Here is a 17,074-nt window from a genome sequence, read left to right as displayed (position 1 = left end):
CCCCACTCACAGGTGGTAGGCGTACTCCCGGAACTCCCAGTCGGTCACGTACTGGCCGAACCGCTCGAGCTCGTTGCGCTTGTAGGCGACGAAGGTGGACACGAACTCCGGCCCGAGGATCTCGGCGAGGTCCTTGTCCTCCTCGAGCGCCGCCAGCGCGGTGCCCAGGTCGCCCGGCAGCTTGTCGGCCCTGGTCGGGTCGTAGCCGTAGCCCTCGAGCTTGGCCGGCGGCTCGAGGCCGTCGCGGATGCCGAGGTACGCCGCTGCCAGCAGGCCGGCGATCGCGAGGTACGGGTTCGCCGACGCGTCGCCCAGGCGCAGCTCCATGCGGGAGGCACGGCCCCGCTCCGGCGGGATGCGGACCATCGCGCTGCGGTTGTCGAGGCCCCAGTCGACCAGCCACGGCGCGAGCGTGTCGGGACCGAAGCGCTTGTAGGAGTTGATGGTCGGGTTGCTGATCGCGGCCAGCGCCGGCGCGTGCGCCAGCACGCCCGCGATCGCCGACCGGGCGGTCTTCGAGAGCCCGTCCTCGCCGGCCGGGTCGTCGAACAGCGGCCGGCCCTCGTCGTCGACGGTCGAGAAGTGGATGTGGAAGCCGGACCCGCCCTCGTCGTTGAACGGCTTGGCCATGAAGGTCGCCATCTTGCCCTGGCGGCGGGCGAGCTCCTTGACGGCCGTCTTGAACCGGAACGCGCGGTCGGCGGCGTCGAGCGCCTCCGAGTGCCACAGGTTGATCTCGAACTGGCCGCTGGAGAACTCGTGGTTGGCGGCCACCACGTCGATGTCGTACGCCGCCAGCTCGCGCAGCGAGCCCAGCAGCAGGTTCTCGGGGTCCCCCTTCAGGCCGGACACGTAGACGTTGCCGGTCGCCTCGCCGTAGCGCCGGTAGCCGTTGGCGGCCGCGTCGTCCTTCTCGACGACGTAGAACTCGAGCTCGGGCCCCGCGATGGGCGTCATGCCCAGCTCGGAGAACCGCTCCACGACGCGCCGCAGCACCATCCGCGGGCTCTCCTCCGACGGCGAGCCGTCGGGGTTGTGGACGTCGGCGATCACGTGCGCCACGCCCGGCTCCCACGGCACCTTCCGCGCCGTGGCGACGTCGGGGAAGGCGACGATGTCGGGCAGGCCGGCCGAGAGCCCACCCGCGATGTCGACCACGTCGCCCATCGGTGAGGTCCCGTAGACCGAGCGGCAGAACGCCACGCCGTCACCGACGGTCCGGTCGAAGCGGTCGACCAGCACGTCCCGGCCACGCTCGGTGCCGATCAGGTCGCTGTAGCCGATCCGGACGATGTCGATGCCATCGGCCCGGAGCTGCTCCGCGAGCTGGCGCAGGGAGTCTTCGTCAAAGTGTCCCATCGGAGGTGTCCCTCTCCCCTGTCAGTCAGGCGGTCAGTGGGTGGCGTCGGCGGTGTCGAACCGCTCGAGGTCGGAGTTGAGGCCGTCGTAGGCATCAGGCTGGTTGCTCTTGAGATACAACGCCTGCGCCACGCCGATGACCAGAGCCAGGACCAGGAGCCAGGGCAGGTTGGTGATCGCCTTCTCCGTCGAGCCCGCGACCACGTCGAAGTGCGTGACCGCCATGACGACGATGAAGGACAGGCCGACGAACCCGATCGCCGGGGCGACGAAGGTGCTGCCGAGGTGCGGGTCGCCCGTGCGGCGGAAGTGGACGACGATCGAGAGCGCGGCGAGCGCCTGCAGGACGACGATCGCCAGGGTCCCGAAGCCGAGCATCGCGGGCACCACCTGCAGGATCGGGTCGAGGTCGGCGATCCGGAAGGCCGCCGCGACCAGCAGGGCGAAGCCGGCCTGCAGGGTGCCGGCCAGGACGGGCGAGCCGGTCGAGCTGGTGCGGGACAGCGCCTTCGGCAGGACGCCGGCACGACCGAGCGAGAAGAGGTAGCGGGTCGCGGAGTTGTGGAAGGCGAGCATCGCGGCGAACAGGCTGACCAGCAGCAGCACCATCATCACCTTCATCATGAACTCGCCGAGGTACTCGGCGCCCAGGCTGAACACGAGGTCACCGGTCTCCAGGTGGTCGATGCTGGTCTGCTGGGCCTCCGCGACGCCGGTCGCGCTCACGACGGCCCAGGTGGTGACGGCGAGCAGCAGGCCGATGATCGTGATGGCGAGGTAGGTCGCCCGCGGGATCGTCTTCAGCGGGTTGCGCGCCTCCTCGCTGAACAGCGAGGTCGCCTCGAAGCCGAGGAAGCCGGTGGCGGCGAGCAGCAGGCCGATCGAGAGCGAGCCCGAGGTGATCGCGTCGCCGGAGAAGGCGGAGAAGTCGTAGCCGTGCTTGAACAGCACCGCGACGTCGAAGATGACGAGGATCGAGGTCTCCAGGACCAGCGAGACGCCGAGCACCTTGGAGCTGAAGTCGATGCCCTTCACGGCCATCAGGTAGGCGACGACCATCGAGGCCGCGCCCCACAGGAACCAGTTGAGGCTGAGGCCGAACAGGAAGTCGATGAGGACCATCATGAAGAAGCCGCTGGTGCCGATCGTCCCGACGACGAAGAAGTTGTAGCCGAGGGTGGCGATGTAGCCGGCGGCCAGGCCGGCCGGACGGCCGAGGCCCTTCACGACGAAGGCGTAGAACCCGCCGGCGTTGACCAGCTGGCTCGACATCCTGCCGTAGCCGATGGCGAAGAGCAGGAGCACCGCGGCGACCGCGAGGAACGAGAAGGGAGCCCCTCCGCCGTTCCCGAAGGCGATGGCCAGCGAGGCGACCACCACCATGCCCGTCAGGGGCGCCACCGCCGCAAGGACGAGGAACACGATGGCGCCGACGCCGAGCGCGTCCTTGCGGAGTGTGGTGTTGACGGTGTCCGACATCGGGACTCCTTCACTGTCGCGGCGACCTCCACGCGAGATCGTTCGGATCCGTACGATAACCACGTTGTGACCCAGGGCACCATCCCCTCAGGACAAATTTCCCTAGAAATGTTTGGCCCCGAACGATTAGGTGGTCACATGAGGATGGTTAGGCTGGCCACATGCCGGACCGCCACACGCTCGAAGAGACCGAACGTGCGATGAAGGACCACGTCGGGGCGCTGCCCCTCGACTTCGCCGCCGCGAACGCCCTCTCCAACCTCTTCCGCGCCGCCAACGCGGTGCGGACGGAGCTGACGAACCGGGTCCTGCGCCAGCACGACATGACCTGGACCGGCTTCGTCGTGCTCTGGGTGGTGTGGATCTGGGACGGCATGGAGACGCGCCACGTGGCCGACTCGGCCGACATCTCCAAGGCGACCCTGACCGGCGTCGTCAAGACGCTCGAGGGCCGCGGCCTGATCCTGCGCGAGGGCGACGAGCACGACCGGAGGCTGGTCCGCCTGCGGCTCACCGAGGAGGGCGTGCGGCTGATGGAGGAGATCTACCCCGAGTTCAACGCCGTCGAGTCCGAGATCGTCAGCCAGCTGTCCGACCGCAAGGTCAGCGCGTTCACGCGCACCCTGCGCGACGTGGTGAATGCCGTCGAGGCTCAGCACGAAGCGCGCGACGAAGCCCGCGCCGAGGCCTGAGCGACCAGCTCCCCGAAGAGCCCGGCCTGGACGGGATCGTGGGCGGCGGTGTCCTCCGGGTGCCACTGGACGCCGAGGTACCAGCCGGTCGAGCCCTCGAGCTCGACCGCCTCGATGACGCCGTCCGGGGCGTGCGCCACCGCGCGGAGACCGGCGCCCAGCCGGCCGATGCCCTGGTGGTGGTAGCAGGAGATCGTCGGCGCGGTCCCGACGAGGCGCGCGAGCGCCGTGCCGGGGTCGACCGCGATCTCCTGGACCACGTGGCGGTGGATCCGCTCCCCCAGGTCCTGGACCAGGTCACCCCCCAGGGCGACGTTCACCACCTGGTTGCCCCGGCACACCGCCAGCATCGGCAGGCCGGCCGCCAGTGCGTGCCGCGCGACGGCGAGGTCGAAGGCGTCCTGCTCCTCGTCGACGTCGTACTGCGAGGGGTGGGGCTGCTGACCGGACCAGTGTGCGGCCAGGTCGCCCCCGCCCGGGAGGAGCACGCCGTCGGCGAACCACAGGCGCTCGCGGACCTCGTCGACGTCCACGGCAGCCCCGGGAGCGGCGGGGTGGACGACCAGCGGCTCGCCACCGGCCGCGTGCACGGCCTCCACCAGCGCACGCGCGGCCACGTCGGCGCCGTACCTCAGGGCGGATGCGGACGCGGAGAACCGCGCCGGCACCACGATCAGCGGTCGGCGGCTCATGGCGCGATCAGCGGCGGGAGGTGCTCCTGCACGAAGCGCGTCTCCCGCTCCCAGGCCGCGGCGAACTCGATCACACCGGCATCATCGTGGTTGCGGCCGATGACCTGGAAGCCGATCGGCATGCCGGAGGTGCCGAAGCCGGCCGGCATCGCCAGGGTCGGCGCCCCGAGCAGGGTGCCGATCGCGGTGACCTCCATCCAGCGGTGGTACGTCGCCATCGGCACGCCGTTGATCTCCTTCGGCCAGTGCACCTCGTTGCCCTCGCCGTCGACGTTGTCGAAGGGCATCACCTGCGCCGTCGGCAGCAGCACGTAGTCGTACTTCTCGAACAGGAGGCGGAAGCTCTGGTAGAGCGCCGTGCGCTTCGACGACGCGTTCCAGACCTCCTGCGCGGTGATCGGCCCCTGGCCGTCGATGCCGTTGAGCAGGCCCTCGACCTCGTAGGTCGTCTCCGGCTTCACGTACGGCTTCCACGCCGGGTTGGCGTAGACGGGGAAGTTCAGGCTGCCGCTGATCCAGTGCCGGAAGACCAGCCAGGTCGGCCACAGGTCGGCGTTCGTGAAGGTCCCGCCCACCTGGTTGAGCTTGTCGATCCGGTCCACCTTGGCGCCGAGGGCCCGCATCCTGTCGACGGCCGCGCCGGTGACGGCCAGCACCTCCGGCTCCGTGGGCAGGTAGCCACCGAGGTCCGCCATCCAGGCCACCTTCACCCCACGCAGCGACGTGCGGCGGACCGTGGTGAAGGCCTTGGGGTCGTCCTCGAGGGACAGCGGCACCCGGGCGTCGTACCCGGCCATGGTGGAGAGCAGGAGCGAGAGGTCGCGGGCGTCGCGGGCGATCGGGCCCGTCGCGCCGCCGTGCTGGACGAACTGCTCCCCGCCCAGCTCGGGCGTGCGCCCGAAGGAGGGCCGCAGGCCGAGCACGTTGTTCCAGCCCGGCGGGTTGCGCAGCGAGCCGAAGAAGTCGCTGCCGTCCGCGACAGGCAGCATCCGCAGCGCCACGGCCGCCGCGGCGCCGCCGCTGCTGCCGCCGGCCGACTTGGTCGGGTCGTAGGCGTTGCCCGTCGTCCCGTAGACGAGGTTGTACGTGTGCGACCCGACGCCGAACTCGGGGAGGTTGGTCTTGCCGATGAAGATCGCGCCCGCGGCGCGGATCCGCTCGACCAGGAGCGCGTCGCTCGTGGCCGGCGGGTTGAACGGCACGCCCGGCTGGCCGAAGAAGCCGACCGTCGTGGTCATGCCCTTGACGTTCCACTGGTCCTTCACGGCCTGCGGGAAGCCGTGCATCCAGCCCTGGTAGGTGCCCTTCGCGAGCAGCGCGTCCTTCTCCGCGGCCTCGGCGAGCAGCTCGGCCCGCGGGCGCAGCGCCACGATGGCGTTGACCGCCGGGTTCACCTCGTCGATGTGGTCGAGGTAGGCGGTCATCACCTCGACGCAGCTGACCTTGCGCTGCCGGATCGCGACGGCGAGCTCGGCCGCCGACCACCAGACGATGCGGCGCAGGTCGGCCGGCCGCTCGACCTTCGGCCACGCCACCTCGGGCGCCGCGGCACGGGCGGCGCCGGCGACACCCACCGTCACGGCGGCGGTCGTCGCACCGGCGACCAGGGAGCGGCGGGACAGGCGCCCCAGGCCGCCCTGCACGTCGGATCGGGGGCCACTGGGCTGCTGGGATGCCATCGCGTCGTCCTCTCGCGGATGCCAGATCGTTTTGATGCGAACGATTTCGTTTGGACCCGAACGTATTGGTATGGCGCGGATCACGCAAGAGGGCGTTCGACTGCCGGGTTTCGGCGAGGGCTTGGCATCCGAGGGCCGGACCGAACCGTTGCCAGCACGCGACGGCCCTCTTACGATTTGGCTCCTAACGTTCTCGGGCCTGAGCAATGGCGGTTCCATGGCAGTTGTCGACGACGCCCCCGTTCCGGCAGTCCCGGACGTGTCGATGCTCGAGCTCGTCGCCGACCTCGCGACGCTCGGGTCGCCGGACGACACGACCGCCCGGCTCCCCCAGATGCTCGACCGCCTGGCCGACGAGGTCGGCGCCAACGCCTGCCAGGTCGACGCCGCGACGACCACCAGTCGAGGCACCGCGACGAAGCACTGGCAGACCCTCGCCAGCATCGGCTACGCGCGACCGGTGTCCCGCCACCTCGGCGGGGAGTTCCTCCACTCCGCCCACGGCCGCCTGGTGCTCGAGAGCCGTGACCCGCTGCGGATCGAGGCCGACACCCATGACTTCCGCGGCACGACGCACTTCCACGACGTGCTCCAGCCCGCCGGGTACGACGACGGGATCTCCCTCGCGCTCCGCTCGCCGGACGACGTCGTGGTCGGGATCGTCCACCTGTCGGCCTGCTCGGCCGACGACCTGCGCACCGAGACGCTGGCGGCGTTGCCGGCGATCGGGCGCGTGCTGGCGCGCGTCACGGAGGTCGCGTCCTGCACGGTCCGCGACGTCACCCTCCCGCCGGAGTACGCCGTGGTGCGGGTCGACGCCCAGGGACGGGTCCGTCCGGTCGTCGGCCGGGACCCGCTGCACCTCGACCTCGACGACGACGTGCTGGCGATCTTGCACGACATCCTGTCGACCGGGGTGCGCTTCGCGGGCTTCCTCCACCAGCAGGACGGCCGCCTGGTCGAGGTCCGGGTCCACGCGCCGGAGGGGCGCAGCACGGTGCACCAGCCGTATGTCGTCGCGACCCGTCCCGCCGAGTCGACGCTCGGCCTGACCATGCGCCAGCTCGAGGTGCTCACGGCCGTCGCGACCGGCGCCGGCAACCGCGAGATCGCGGAGGAGCTCTTCCTCACCCAGCGCACCGTGGCGGCGCACGTCGAGGCGATCCTGACCCGCCTGGACGCCCCGTCGCGGGCGGGTGCCGCGGCCAAGGCGACCGCGGCCGGCGTACTCCTGCCGTCGGGCCGGCCCGACTCCGTGCGCTCGCTCTCGGCCGTGCTGCGCCGCCCCGTCGTCTGACGAAGACTGGCAATTCTGCCAATGTGACGCGGGACACCCCGGTCCCACGATGGTCCGACCGCGCCGGGCACACCGGCGCCCGACCACGGGAGCGACGATGACGACCGGGTACGTCTACAACGAGGTCTTCGGCTGGCACGACACCGGCACCAACGCAGGCCTCTTCCCGGCGGACCACCGCCTGGGCATCCAGCCCTTCCAGCACTTCGAGAACGCCGAGACGAAGCGGCGGCTCCACGAGCTGGTGGTCGTCTCGGGCCTGATCGACCAGCTGACCCCGGTGCGCCCGCGCAAGGCCACCGACGAGGAGATCCTCCTCGTGCACACCGAGGAGCACCTGGCCCGGATCCAGGCCGGCAGCGACCACCCCAAGGGCGGCGACTCCGGCGACGGCCTCAGCCCGTTCGGCCCCGGCGGCATCGAGATCGGCCGGCTCGCGGCGGGCGGGGTCATCGCCCTCGTCGAGCAGGTCGTCGACGGCGCGGTCGACAACGGCTACGCCCTGGTCCGCCCGCCGGGCCACCACGCCGTGCCGGAGCACGGCATGGGCTTCTGCATGTTCGCCAACCTCGCGATCGCCGCCAAGGCGGTACGCCACAGCCGCGGTGTCGAGCGGATCGCGATCGTCGACTGGGACGTCCACCACGGCAACGGCACGCAGGCGGCGTTCTACGACGACCCGGACACGCTGACGATCTCGATCCACCAGGACCGCGTCTTCCCGCCCGACACCGGGCTCGTCGAGGAGCGCGGGACCGGCGCCGGCGAGGGCTACGCGCTGAACATCCCGCTCCCGCCCGGCACCGGGCACGGCGGCTACCTGGCGGCGATGGACCGCGTGATCGCACCGGCCATCGACCGGTTCCAGCCGGACCTCGTCCTCGTCGCCAGCGGGTTCGACGCCAACGCCGCCGACCCGCTCGCCCGCCAGGGCCTCACCAGCAGCGCCTACCGGACGATGACCGAGCGGCTGCTCGAGGTGGCCGGCCAGCACGCCGGCGGCCGCCTGGCGATGAGCCACGAGGGCGGCTACAACCCGGTCTACGTGCCGTTCTGCGGCCTGGCCGTCATCGAGGCCCTCGCGGGCGTGACCGAGCCCCTCGCCGACCCCTACGAGCCGATCTTCGGCGGGATGGGCCAGCTCGAGCTGCAGCCCCACCAGACCGCGCTGCTCGACCAGGTCGTGCCGCTCCTCGACGCCATCGGCTCCGGCAACCGCGCCTGATCCCGCTCCACCCACCACCCTCCGCACCACTCGGCACCACTCCAAGGGAGAACCACCATGTCCCAGCCCGCTGACCTCTCGCGCCGCCGCTTCCTCGGCTGGACCGGCGGCGCCGGCGCCGCCGTGCTCCTGGCGGCCTGCTCGGCCCCGTCCAGCTCCTCCGACGCCAAGGACAAGGTCGCCAAGTCCAGCAAGGACGTCGACAAGATCGGCTTCGACTACCCCTTCACCTTCCTGCCCGTGTACGCCGGCGTCACGAAGTTCGCCAAGGCCCGGGCCAAGGAGGTCGGCGTCGACCTGACCCAGACCAGCGACAACGGCCGCCCCGACGTCCAGACGTCCAACCTCGACACCCTGATCGCCCAGAAGGTCCCGGCGATCGTGTCGTTCCCGATGGTCTTCGAGGCGCTCGAGACGCAGGCCGCGGCTGCGCGCAGCGCCGGCCTGATCTGGGTCACCTACGGAGGGACGCTGAAGAACCAGAGCGCCTCGATCACCTTCAGCTTCGAGGAGGGCGGCCGGCTGCTCGGCGAGGACGCCGCCACCTGGGCGAAGGAGAACCTCGGCGGCAAGGGCAAGATCGCGTTCCTCGTCGACGACACGATCCAGCTCGGCCGCGAGCGGACCAAGGGCATGATGGACGCCTTCACCAAGGCTGCCCCGGACATGGAGGTCGTCGGCCGCGAGCAGGCCATCGACCCCGACACCGGCCTGTCGAAGATCAAGGCGATCCTGGCGAAGCACCCCGACCTCAACATGGTCCTGGGCATCACCGACGGCGCCGCCTTCGGTGGCTACAAGGCGCTCGTCGAGGCCGGTCGCGCGGAGAGCGACGCGAAGACCTACGTCGGCGGCCAGGACGGCGACCTCGGCTCGCTCGAGCTGATCAAGAAGGGCACCTTCTACCGGGCCTCGGCCGCACTCCAGCTGCGCGACATCGGCAACGCGGTCATCGACGTACCGCTGGCCGTCGCGGACGGCAAGAGCGACGCGGACGCCAGCGCCGACGTGCCGATCGCGCTCGTCAAGCAGGGCGACAGCCTGCTCGACGAGATCATCTCGCAGTACGCCTGACCCGAGGACCGAGGCGGACACGTCATGACACTCAGGGTCACCGGACTCGCGAAGTCCTTCGGCGGCGTGCACGCCCTGCGCGGCGTGGACCTCACCATCGAGAGCGGTGAGGTCCACGCCCTCCTCGGCCACAACGGCGCGGGGAAGTCCACACTGATCAAGGCGCTCGGCGGCGCCTTCTCGCCCGACAGCGGGACGATCGAGGTCGCCGGGCACACGTACGACGCCCTGTCGCCCCGCAAGTCGATCGACGCCGGCATCGCGATCATCTTCCAGCACCTCAGCCTGGTCGACTCGCTGTCGGTCGTCGACAACATCTTCCTCGGCCAGGAGGAGCACCGCGGCGGCATCGTCAGCCGCGGGAGCCAGCGCGAGCAGGCCCGCGGGCTGCTCGACCGCCTCGGCGCCAACGTCGCGGTGGACGCCCGGGTCGGCACCCTGCCGATGGGCCAGCGGCAGCTGGTGGAGATCGCCAAGGCGTTGAGCCGCGACCCCGCCGTCCTCATCCTCGACGAGCCCACGGCGGCCCTGTCCGTGCACGAGATCCAGGCGCTCGAGCGCACCGTCCTCGCGCTGAAGCGCGACGGCCTCGCGATCTGCTATGTCACCCACCTGCTCGGGGAGGTCGAGCGGCTCGCCGACCGGATGACGGTGCTGCGCGACGGGCAGGTCCACGTCGCCACGTCACTGGCCGGCAAGTCGCGGCGCGACATCATCGAGGCGATCGCGGAGCCCTCCTCGGAGCTGCCCGAGCGCGCGCCGATCCTGGAGGCGGACCCGCCCCAGCTGCAGCTGCGTGGCCTGACCGGGCCGGGCATCGGCCCGATCGACCTCGACGTCCGGCCCGGCGAGATCGTCGGCCTCTACGGCCTGATCGGCTCCGGCCGCACCCGCACCATCGAGACCGTCTTCGGCCGCTACCGGCGCCACGGCACGGTGAGCGTCGGCGGGCGCCCGGTGACCCGGCGCGGCCCACGCGGCGGGCTCGCGGCCGGCCTGGCGCTCGTGCCCGGGGACCGCGGCCGGCAGGGGCTGTTCGCCTCGCTCTCCGCGCTCGACAACGCCCTGCTCCCGGCGCAGCGCGCGCTGTCCCGCTTCGGCGTCCGCAACCGCCGGCGCGAGCGCGAGACCTTCGCCTCGCTGACCGACTCCCTGAAGGTGCGGCCTGCCTCGGCGGTGGCACCGGCCCGCGCGTTCTCGGGCGGCAACCAGCAGAAGCTGCTCCTCGGCCGGTGGATCAACGGCGTCCTGCCGACCACGGTCCTGCTGCTCGACGAGCCGACCCAGGGCGTCGACGTCAACGCCCGCCACGAGATCTACCGCGTCGTCCGGACGATCGCCAGCGAGCGCCGCGCGGCCGTGCTCTTCGCCTCGACCGATCCCGAGGAGGTGGTGACGCTCGCCGACCGCTGCCTCGTGATGGACCAGGGCCGCGTGGTCGCGACCATCGCCGGCCCCGACCTCACCGAGGACGCGCTCCTGGCAGCCGTCCACCGCCCCACTCCCATGGAGGTTCCGTCATGAGCACACCCCAGTCCGTGCGCCAGCTCGCGCGCTACCCGCTGATCCCCGTCATCATCGTGATGGCGATCGCCTTCGAGGCCAGCACCGGCAGCTTCGTCGGCCAGCAGAACCTGCTCGGCATCGCCACCGACAGCGCCACCCTCGCGATCGTCGCCGTCCCGACGGCGATGCTCGTCATCAGCGGCTACCTCGACCTGTCGGTCGGCTCCACCTACGCCCTCGGCGCGGTCGCCGCCGGTTGGCTGGCCTCCGAGCACAACGGCAGCATGCTGGGCTGCGTGCTGCTGGCCCTGCTCGCCGGCGTCGCCGTCGGCGCGGTCAACGGCCTCCTGTGCTGCGGACTGGGCCTGTCGCCGTTCATCGTCACGCTCGGCACGCTGACCGCCGTGCGCGGCATCGCCCAGCAGCTCGCGCCCCTGCCGCAGACCGGCTTCTCCGAGTCCTTCGCCTGGCTCGGCGGGTCCAAGGTCGCGGGCCTGCCCTCCCCCGTCATCATCGCGATCCTGGTGGTCCTCGTCGCCGGCTTCGTCCTCGTCGCCACGCCCCTCGGGCGCCACATCTACGCCATCGGGGTTTCCCGGGAGGCGGCGTACCTCTCGGGCGTGCGGGTGCGCATGGTGCCCTTCGGCCTCTTCCTGCTGACCGGTGCCCTGGCCGCGCTCGCCGGCGCGATCAAGGCCTCCGTCCTCGGCGCCGTGCAGTCCGGTACGGCGGGCCTCGGGTTCGAGCTCGCGGTGCTGACCGCCGTGCTGGTCGGCGGGGTGGCGCTCGCCGGGGGCTCCGGCTCGCTGGTCGGGGTGGTCCTGGGCGTCGCCTTCCTCGGCATCCTCCAGAACGGCCTGACCCTGCTCGGCGTCCCCACCTTCTGGCAGCAGGTCGCCCAGGGCGTCGCCCTGATCGTGGCCGCCGGCCTCGCCTACCTCAGCCCGAGGCTGGAGGCGATGACCGCGCCACGACCGGAGGCACCGAAGCCGGTCCCGGTGCCCGCCTAGTCTCGCGGCGCGACGGTCCGGTCGCGGCACGATCGACGAGGGCCCGCCGGCGAAATTGATTGACGTCAATCAACTTCGCCGGCGGCCCTTCGCAGGTCGTCGAGAGCGCGCCGTCGGCGCTCACCCGAGCCGGCGCCGCCGCAGCGCCACCAGCCCGCCCGCACCCGCCAGGAGCACCACACCGACCAGCAGGATGCCGCGCTGCCCACCGCCGGCATCCTGCTTCACCGTGGCGCGCGGTCCGCTGTCCGTCGGCCCGGAGACCGGGCCGACCTCGAAGTGGACCTCGCCGGTGACCTGGTGGCCGTCGGCCGAGACGACGTCGTAGGCGAGTACGTACTCGCCGTCGGGTCCGGACCACAGGTTCTGGCGCACCTCGTCGTCCCGGAAGGTCGCCTTGCCGTTGGCGACGTCGCCGTCGGGTCCGGTCACCGTGACCGAGCGGACCTTGCGGACCTTGCCGCTCAGGGTCAGGGTGGCCCGCGACGGCAGCGTCTCGACCACGCTCGACTCGGCGGGGTCGGAGGAGACGAGCTCGTCGTGGGCCGACGCAGGAGGTGCAGGCAGGAGGCCGAGCAGGGCGGCCACCAGGGCGACGGCGACCCAGCGGACGAGCCGGCTGGAGCTCACAGGACGGGCGTAGGCGTGCATGGCGTGGTCTCCCTGACTGGGTGGATGTCGTGCTCGAACCGGTCCAGCACGGCGGAGAGCTGGACGAGCGTGCGGCGGGGCCTGTCGTCGGCGGCGTGGAGGGTCCTGCGCAGGGCGTCGGCCGCCCAGGCCCGGAGCTCGGCCGAGCCCCGCCCCGGGGGCAGCGACGCCGAGGCGTCCTCCAGCTCGGCGGCCACCAGGGTGGCGAGGCCACCGGGCGAGGGCACCTCGAGGAGGAGCGCGGCGGTCGTCGGTACGCCGTTGGCGGCATCCAGGCCGGCCGGCTTGCCGGTCCGGGCCGGGTCGCCGACCACGTCGAGCAGGTCGTCGACATGCTGGAAGGCGATGCCGAAGTGGAGCCCGAACTCCCCGTGCGCGCGGACGACGTCCGGCTCGGCGTCCACCGCGAGGGCGCCGATCTCGGCACTCGCCCGGAACAGCTCGGCGGTCTTGAGGGCGGCGTACTCCCGGTGCGCCTCGACCGACGGAGCGCCCCGGAGATCGCCCTCGAGGAGCTGGCCCCTCGCCATGCACGCCAGGGCACGCGCCCAGACGAGCGGGCCGTTCGGCGCCGCGCCGGCCGCGGCGAGGGCGCCCCGGGCGAGGAGCAGGTCACCGATGACGAGCGCGGACGCCACACCGGCGCTCGCGACGACCGAGGGCCGGCCGCGGCGGAGCGGGGACCCGTCGATGATGTCGTCGTGGACGAGCGTGGCCACGTGCAGCAGCTCCATCGCCTCCGCCGCCAGCACCACCCGGTTCCGCAGGGCACGGTCGGCCAGCCCGGCGCCGGCCGCCGCCGCACTGCCGACCACGAGCCCGGGCCTGAGCAGCTTGCCCGGGCGCAGGGCGTCGGCGACCACGCGGTCGAGGCCGGCGACCCCGCACGACGGCGGTGTCCGGAGCCGTTCACGCACCGCGCCCAGCACCTCGTCGACCATCACGACACCGTCGACACCGTCGGGGTCGCGGCGCTGGCGCCGGCCAGGTCGAGCAGCAGGTCCCGCACCTGCGTCGCGGCCAGTCGGCTGCCCAGCGTGTCGGGCCGGTCGCAGATCACCATGGGCCCCTCCTCGTCGCGGAGCGGAAGGCGACCGTGGGTGCCCCGCACCGGCGCCGGGTCGAGCGGCACCACCTTCATCGAGTAGCGGAGGCCGGCGGCCTTGCGGGCCAGGGTCAGGGCCGCGCGGGCCTTGACCAGCCGGTCCTTCGGGTCGAAGAAGAGCTCGGCCGGGTCGTAGCCGGGCTTGCGGTGGATCTCGACGCCGCGCGCGAAGTCCGGCGCCCGGTCGTCGTCCTCCCAGTAGTAGTAGGTGAACCACGCGGTCGGCTCCGCCACCAGCACGAGCTCGCCCGCACGCTCGTGGTCGAGGCCGACGGCGGCCTGGCCGGCCCGGTCCAGCACCTGCGCCACGCCGCGCACGCCCGCGCACAGCGCGCCGACCTGCTCGAGGTCGGTCGGGTCGGCGACGTACACGTGGGCGACCTGGTGGTCGGCGACGGCGAAGGCCCGCGACGTCCAGGGGTCGAGGTACTCCATGCCGTCCTGGGTGTGGACGTTCAGCAGGCCGGCGGCGCGCAGGGCCCGGTTGATGTCGACCGGCGTGTCCGCCCGGGTGATGCCGTACTCGGACAGGACGACCACGCGCGCGTCCATCAGCTCCGCGTCGTCGAGCAGGGGCGCCAGCGCCGCGTCGACGTCGTGCGCGGCCCGGCGGGCCTGGGCCGAGTCGGGCCCGAACCGCTGGAGGTCGTAGTCGAGGTGCGGGAGGTAGGCGAGGGTCAGGTCGGCCCGCGGCAGGAGGCGGCGGGCCGCGCCGACGATCCACTCGGTCGAGCGGAGGGACGCAGTCGGCCCCCAGTACTGGAAGAGGGGGAACTCGCCCAGCTCGTGCACCAGCTCGTCGTGGAGCTCGGGCGGGCGGGTGTAGCAGTCGGGCGCCTTCTTGCCGTCGGCGTAGTAGATCGGCCGCGGCGTGACGGTCCAGTCGGTCGACGCACCCATGGCGTACCACCAGCAGACGTTGGCGACGGTGTAGTCGGGGACCTGGCGCCGGATGGTCTCCCAGACCTTCTCGCCCTGGACGAGGCGGTTGTGCTGGCGCCACAGGTGCACCTCGCCGAGGTCGCGGAAGTACCACCCGTTGCCGACGATGCCGTGCTCGGCCGGGGTGAGGCCGGTGAGGAAGGTCGACTGCACCGAGCAGGTGACCGCCGGCAGCACGGGGTCGAGGACCGCGGACGAGCCCTTCGCCGCCAGGCGCTGGAGCCGGGGCATGTGCTGGAGCAGGTCGGGGGTGAGGCCGACGACGTCGGCGACGAGGAGCTTGTCCATGGGGATCTCCAGGGGGTCGTGGGGATGGGTTCAGAGGGCGGTCAGGCCGAGGTCGAGGAGCTCCGCGCGCACCCAGGCGAGCTCGGCGGCGAGCGCTGCCGCGAAGGCGTCGTCGTCGGTCGGGCCGCCACCGGGAAGGACCGACCAGGTGTAGGTCTCGACCTCCAGGTGGTGGACGCGCGCGCGAGGCCCGCCCACGAGGGCGGCCAGCGAGGCGCGCAGCTCGTCGCGGCTGCTGCGCAGCGGCGGGGCCGGGTCGGCGTGCACCGGCACGTGAAAGTGGACCCGCCACGGCCGGCCGGTGCGCAGGCTCCGCGGACCGTCGAGAGCGTCGGGCAGGTCGTCGCGCCCGGTCAGGCGGCCGCCGGTCTCCTGGCGCACCTGGTGGAGGAAGCGGTCCTCGGCGTACGCCGCGAGCGCGGAGCGCGTGGTCGTGTCGCCGGGGTCGTCGACGACCAGCGCGGCAGCCGGCTGGGCCTTGACCACCGCCAGGCCCGCCTCGTCGAGTCGCTCGAGGGCGGCGGCGGCCGTGTCGAAGCCGACGGCCAGGTGGCACAGGTCGAGGCAGACACCGATCCAGTCCCGGTCCACCCCGGCGAGGCGGGCCACGGCCTCGTCGACCGTCTCGACGGCACAACCGGGCTCCGGCTCGAGGCCGACCCGGACGGCGCGGCCGGTCTCCCCGGCGATCGTGGAGAGACCCTCCGCGAGCTGGGCGAGATGGCGCTCCGCCGCGTGCTGGCGGTCCACCAGCCAGGGCGCGCGCCAGCCCAGGGGCAGGGTCGAGATCGTCCCGCGGTCGACGTCGTCGGGCAGGAGCGCCGCCAGCACCTGTGCCGCCGCCAGGGTGTAGCGCAGCCGCTCGGGCTCGCTCCACGCCGGGTGGTAGACGGCCTTCTTGACGACCTCGCCCTGGAAGTCGGCGTGGGGGAAGGCGTTCACGGTGACCACCTCGACCCCGTGGTGGTCGAGGCTCTTGCGCAGCCGCTCCAGGTCGCCCGGGTCCGCGATCAGCCGGTACGCCGCCGTCGCGGGCAACCACATGCCGAGCCCCACGCGGTCGACGTCGAGGTGCGCGCGCAGCCGGTCGCCGAGCCCCGACGCCTGCGCCACGATGCCGTCGACGTCCTGCGCAGGCAGCACGTTGGTGCCGTAGGCGAGGTGGACGACCGAGCCGTCGGGGTGGCGGAACCTCATGCGTCGGCCCTCGCCCCGCGGAGCACGGAGTTGCCCTCGAAGGTCGACACCCCGTCCGGCATGCCGCCAGTGGTCTCCGTCAGGTCGTCGAGCAGCAGCCGGCCGCTCTGCCCGAAGAACTCCAGCGGGTTGCGCCACAGCACCCGGTCCACGTCGTCCGTGGAGAAGCCCGCGGCGAGCATCGCCCGGCCCGTGGAGGCGGTCTTGAGCGGGTCGCTGCGGCCCCAGTCGGCGGCGGAGTTCACGAGGACCCGGTCGAGGCCGCGCTCCTCGAGGATGCGCACCATCCGGTGCTCGTCCATCTTGGTGTCCGGGTAGATCGAGAAGCCCATCCAGCAGCCGCTCTCGGCGACCTGCCCCACCGTCATCTCGTTGAGGTGGTCGACGACGACCCGGTGCGGGGCGAGCCCGGAGGCCTCGACGAGCTCCAGCGTGCGCCGGGTGCCGCCCTCCTTGTCGCGGTGCGGGGTGTGCACCATCGCGGGCAGCTCGAACTCGACCGCCAGCTCGAGCTGCCGGACGAACGCCTTCTCCTCCTCCGCGGTCATCGAGTCGAACCCGATCTCGCCGACGGCGACCACGCCGTCCTTGGCCAGGTAGCGGGGCAGGACGTCGAGGACCCCCGTGCAGCGCGGGTCGTTGGCCTCCTTGGGGTTGAGCGCGATCGTGCAGTGGTGGGCGATGCCGAACTGCGCTGCGCGGAACCGCTCCCAGCCGACCAGCGCGTCGAAGTAGTCGGTGAAGGAGCCGACGTTGGTGCGAGGCTGCCCGAGCCAGAAGGCCGGCTCGACGAGCGCGCGGACGCCGGCGTCGTACATCCGCTCGTAGTCGTCGGTCGTGCGCGAGGTCATGTGGATGTGGGGATCGAAGATGCGCAT

The 17,074-nt window shown here is 72.2% G+C and carries 15 protein-coding genes; 6 read left to right on the top strand and 9 right to left on the bottom strand.

Annotated features, from left to right (window positions below; translation table 11 throughout):
- Positions 1-6: 6 nt before the first annotated feature.
- The gene (locus BJ993_RS14550; protein WP_179649514.1) at positions 7-1,359 is read right to left on the bottom strand and encodes a glutamine synthetase family protein; all 1,353 of its coding nucleotides are present in this window, start codon (positions 1,357-1,359) and stop codon (positions 7-9) included.
- A gap of 33 nt (positions 1,360-1,392) precedes the next feature.
- A complete protein-coding gene (locus BJ993_RS14545; protein WP_179649512.1) occupies positions 1,393-2,838 on the bottom strand; it encodes an APC family permease in 1,446 nt (481 codons plus the stop codon).
- A gap of 161 nt (positions 2,839-2,999) precedes the next feature.
- On the opposite strand from BJ993_RS14545, the gene BJ993_RS14540 reads away from it, so the two are divergent.
- Positions 3,000-3,530: a MarR family winged helix-turn-helix transcriptional regulator gene (locus tag BJ993_RS14540; RefSeq protein WP_179649510.1), complete on the top strand. Its 531-nt coding sequence runs from the start codon at positions 3,000-3,002 to the stop codon at positions 3,528-3,530.
- Here BJ993_RS14540 and BJ993_RS14535 read toward each other — a convergent pair.
- Together BJ993_RS14535 and BJ993_RS14530 are read right to left on the bottom strand one after the other, a co-directional pair.
- Positions 3,491-4,222: a gamma-glutamyl-gamma-aminobutyrate hydrolase family protein gene (locus BJ993_RS14535; protein WP_179649508.1), complete on the bottom strand. Its 732-nt coding sequence runs from the start codon at positions 4,220-4,222 to the stop codon at positions 3,491-3,493. The genes BJ993_RS14540 and BJ993_RS14535 overlap by 40 nt on opposite strands.
- A complete protein-coding gene (locus BJ993_RS14530; protein WP_179649506.1) occupies positions 4,219-5,901 on the bottom strand; it encodes an amidase in 1,683 nt (560 codons plus the stop codon). Before BJ993_RS14530 ends, BJ993_RS14535 begins: the two co-directional genes overlap by 4 nt.
- Before the next feature lie 217 nt (positions 5,902-6,118).
- On the opposite strand from BJ993_RS14530, the gene BJ993_RS14525 reads away from it, so the two are divergent.
- From BJ993_RS14525 to BJ993_RS14505, 5 genes are all read left to right on the top strand, one after another.
- On the top strand, positions 6,119-7,198 hold the full coding sequence (locus BJ993_RS14525) for a helix-turn-helix transcriptional regulator (protein WP_179649504.1): 1,080 nt from the start codon (positions 6,119-6,121) through the stop codon (positions 7,196-7,198).
- A gap of 97 nt (positions 7,199-7,295) precedes the next feature.
- Entirely contained in the window at positions 7,296-8,423 is a 1,128-nt protein-coding gene (locus BJ993_RS14520; RefSeq protein WP_179649502.1) for a histone deacetylase-like amidohydrolase, read from the top strand.
- Between the two features lie 57 nt (positions 8,424-8,480).
- On the top strand, positions 8,481-9,497 hold the full coding sequence (locus tag BJ993_RS14515; RefSeq protein WP_179649500.1) for a sugar ABC transporter substrate-binding protein: 1,017 nt from the start codon (positions 8,481-8,483) through the stop codon (positions 9,495-9,497).
- 24 nt (positions 9,498-9,521) lie between these two features.
- On the top strand, positions 9,522-11,021 hold the full coding sequence (locus BJ993_RS14510) for a sugar ABC transporter ATP-binding protein (RefSeq protein ID WP_179649498.1): 1,500 nt from the start codon (positions 9,522-9,524) through the stop codon (positions 11,019-11,021).
- Positions 11,018-12,013: an ABC transporter permease gene (locus tag BJ993_RS14505; protein WP_179649496.1), complete on the top strand. Its 996-nt coding sequence runs from the start codon at positions 11,018-11,020 to the stop codon at positions 12,011-12,013. The genes BJ993_RS14510 and BJ993_RS14505 overlap by 4 nt, the downstream gene beginning before the upstream one ends.
- Before the next feature lie 120 nt (positions 12,014-12,133).
- Here the strand turns inward: BJ993_RS14505 and BJ993_RS14500 are convergent, their stop codons facing one another.
- The 5 genes from BJ993_RS14500 to BJ993_RS14480 are packed head-to-tail and all read right to left on the bottom strand — an operon-like array spanning position 12,134 to position 17,074.
- The gene (locus tag BJ993_RS14500) at positions 12,134-12,643 is read right to left on the bottom strand and encodes a copper resistance CopC family protein (RefSeq protein ID WP_179649494.1); all 510 of its coding nucleotides are present in this window, start codon (positions 12,641-12,643) and stop codon (positions 12,134-12,136) included.
- On the bottom strand, positions 12,640-13,605 hold the full coding sequence (locus tag BJ993_RS14495; protein ID WP_179649492.1) for a polyprenyl synthetase family protein: 966 nt from the start codon (positions 13,603-13,605) through the stop codon (positions 12,640-12,642). The genes BJ993_RS14500 and BJ993_RS14495 overlap by 4 nt, the downstream gene beginning before the upstream one ends.
- Positions 13,605-14,999: an alkaline phosphatase family protein gene (locus tag BJ993_RS14490; RefSeq protein ID WP_179649490.1), complete on the bottom strand. Its 1,395-nt coding sequence runs from the start codon at positions 14,997-14,999 to the stop codon at positions 13,605-13,607. Before BJ993_RS14490 ends, BJ993_RS14495 begins: the two co-directional genes overlap by 1 nt.
- A gap of 30 nt (positions 15,000-15,029) precedes the next feature.
- Entirely contained in the window at positions 15,030-16,196 is a 1,167-nt protein-coding gene (gene eboE, locus BJ993_RS14485) for a metabolite traffic protein EboE (protein ID WP_179649488.1), read from the bottom strand.
- Complete coding sequence (locus BJ993_RS14480) at positions 16,193-17,074, bottom strand: TatD family hydrolase (protein WP_179649486.1); 882 nt, start codon at positions 17,072-17,074, stop codon at positions 16,193-16,195. Before BJ993_RS14480 ends, eboE begins: the two co-directional genes overlap by 4 nt.

It is taken from the genome of Nocardioides aromaticivorans (assembly GCF_013408525.1).
GTDB classification, from domain to species: Bacteria; Actinomycetota; Actinomycetes; order Propionibacteriales; family Nocardioidaceae; genus Nocardioides; species Nocardioides aromaticivorans.
The sequence above is the reverse complement of the archived record's forward strand: the minus strand, read 5'-3'. Positions and strand labels throughout refer to the sequence as shown.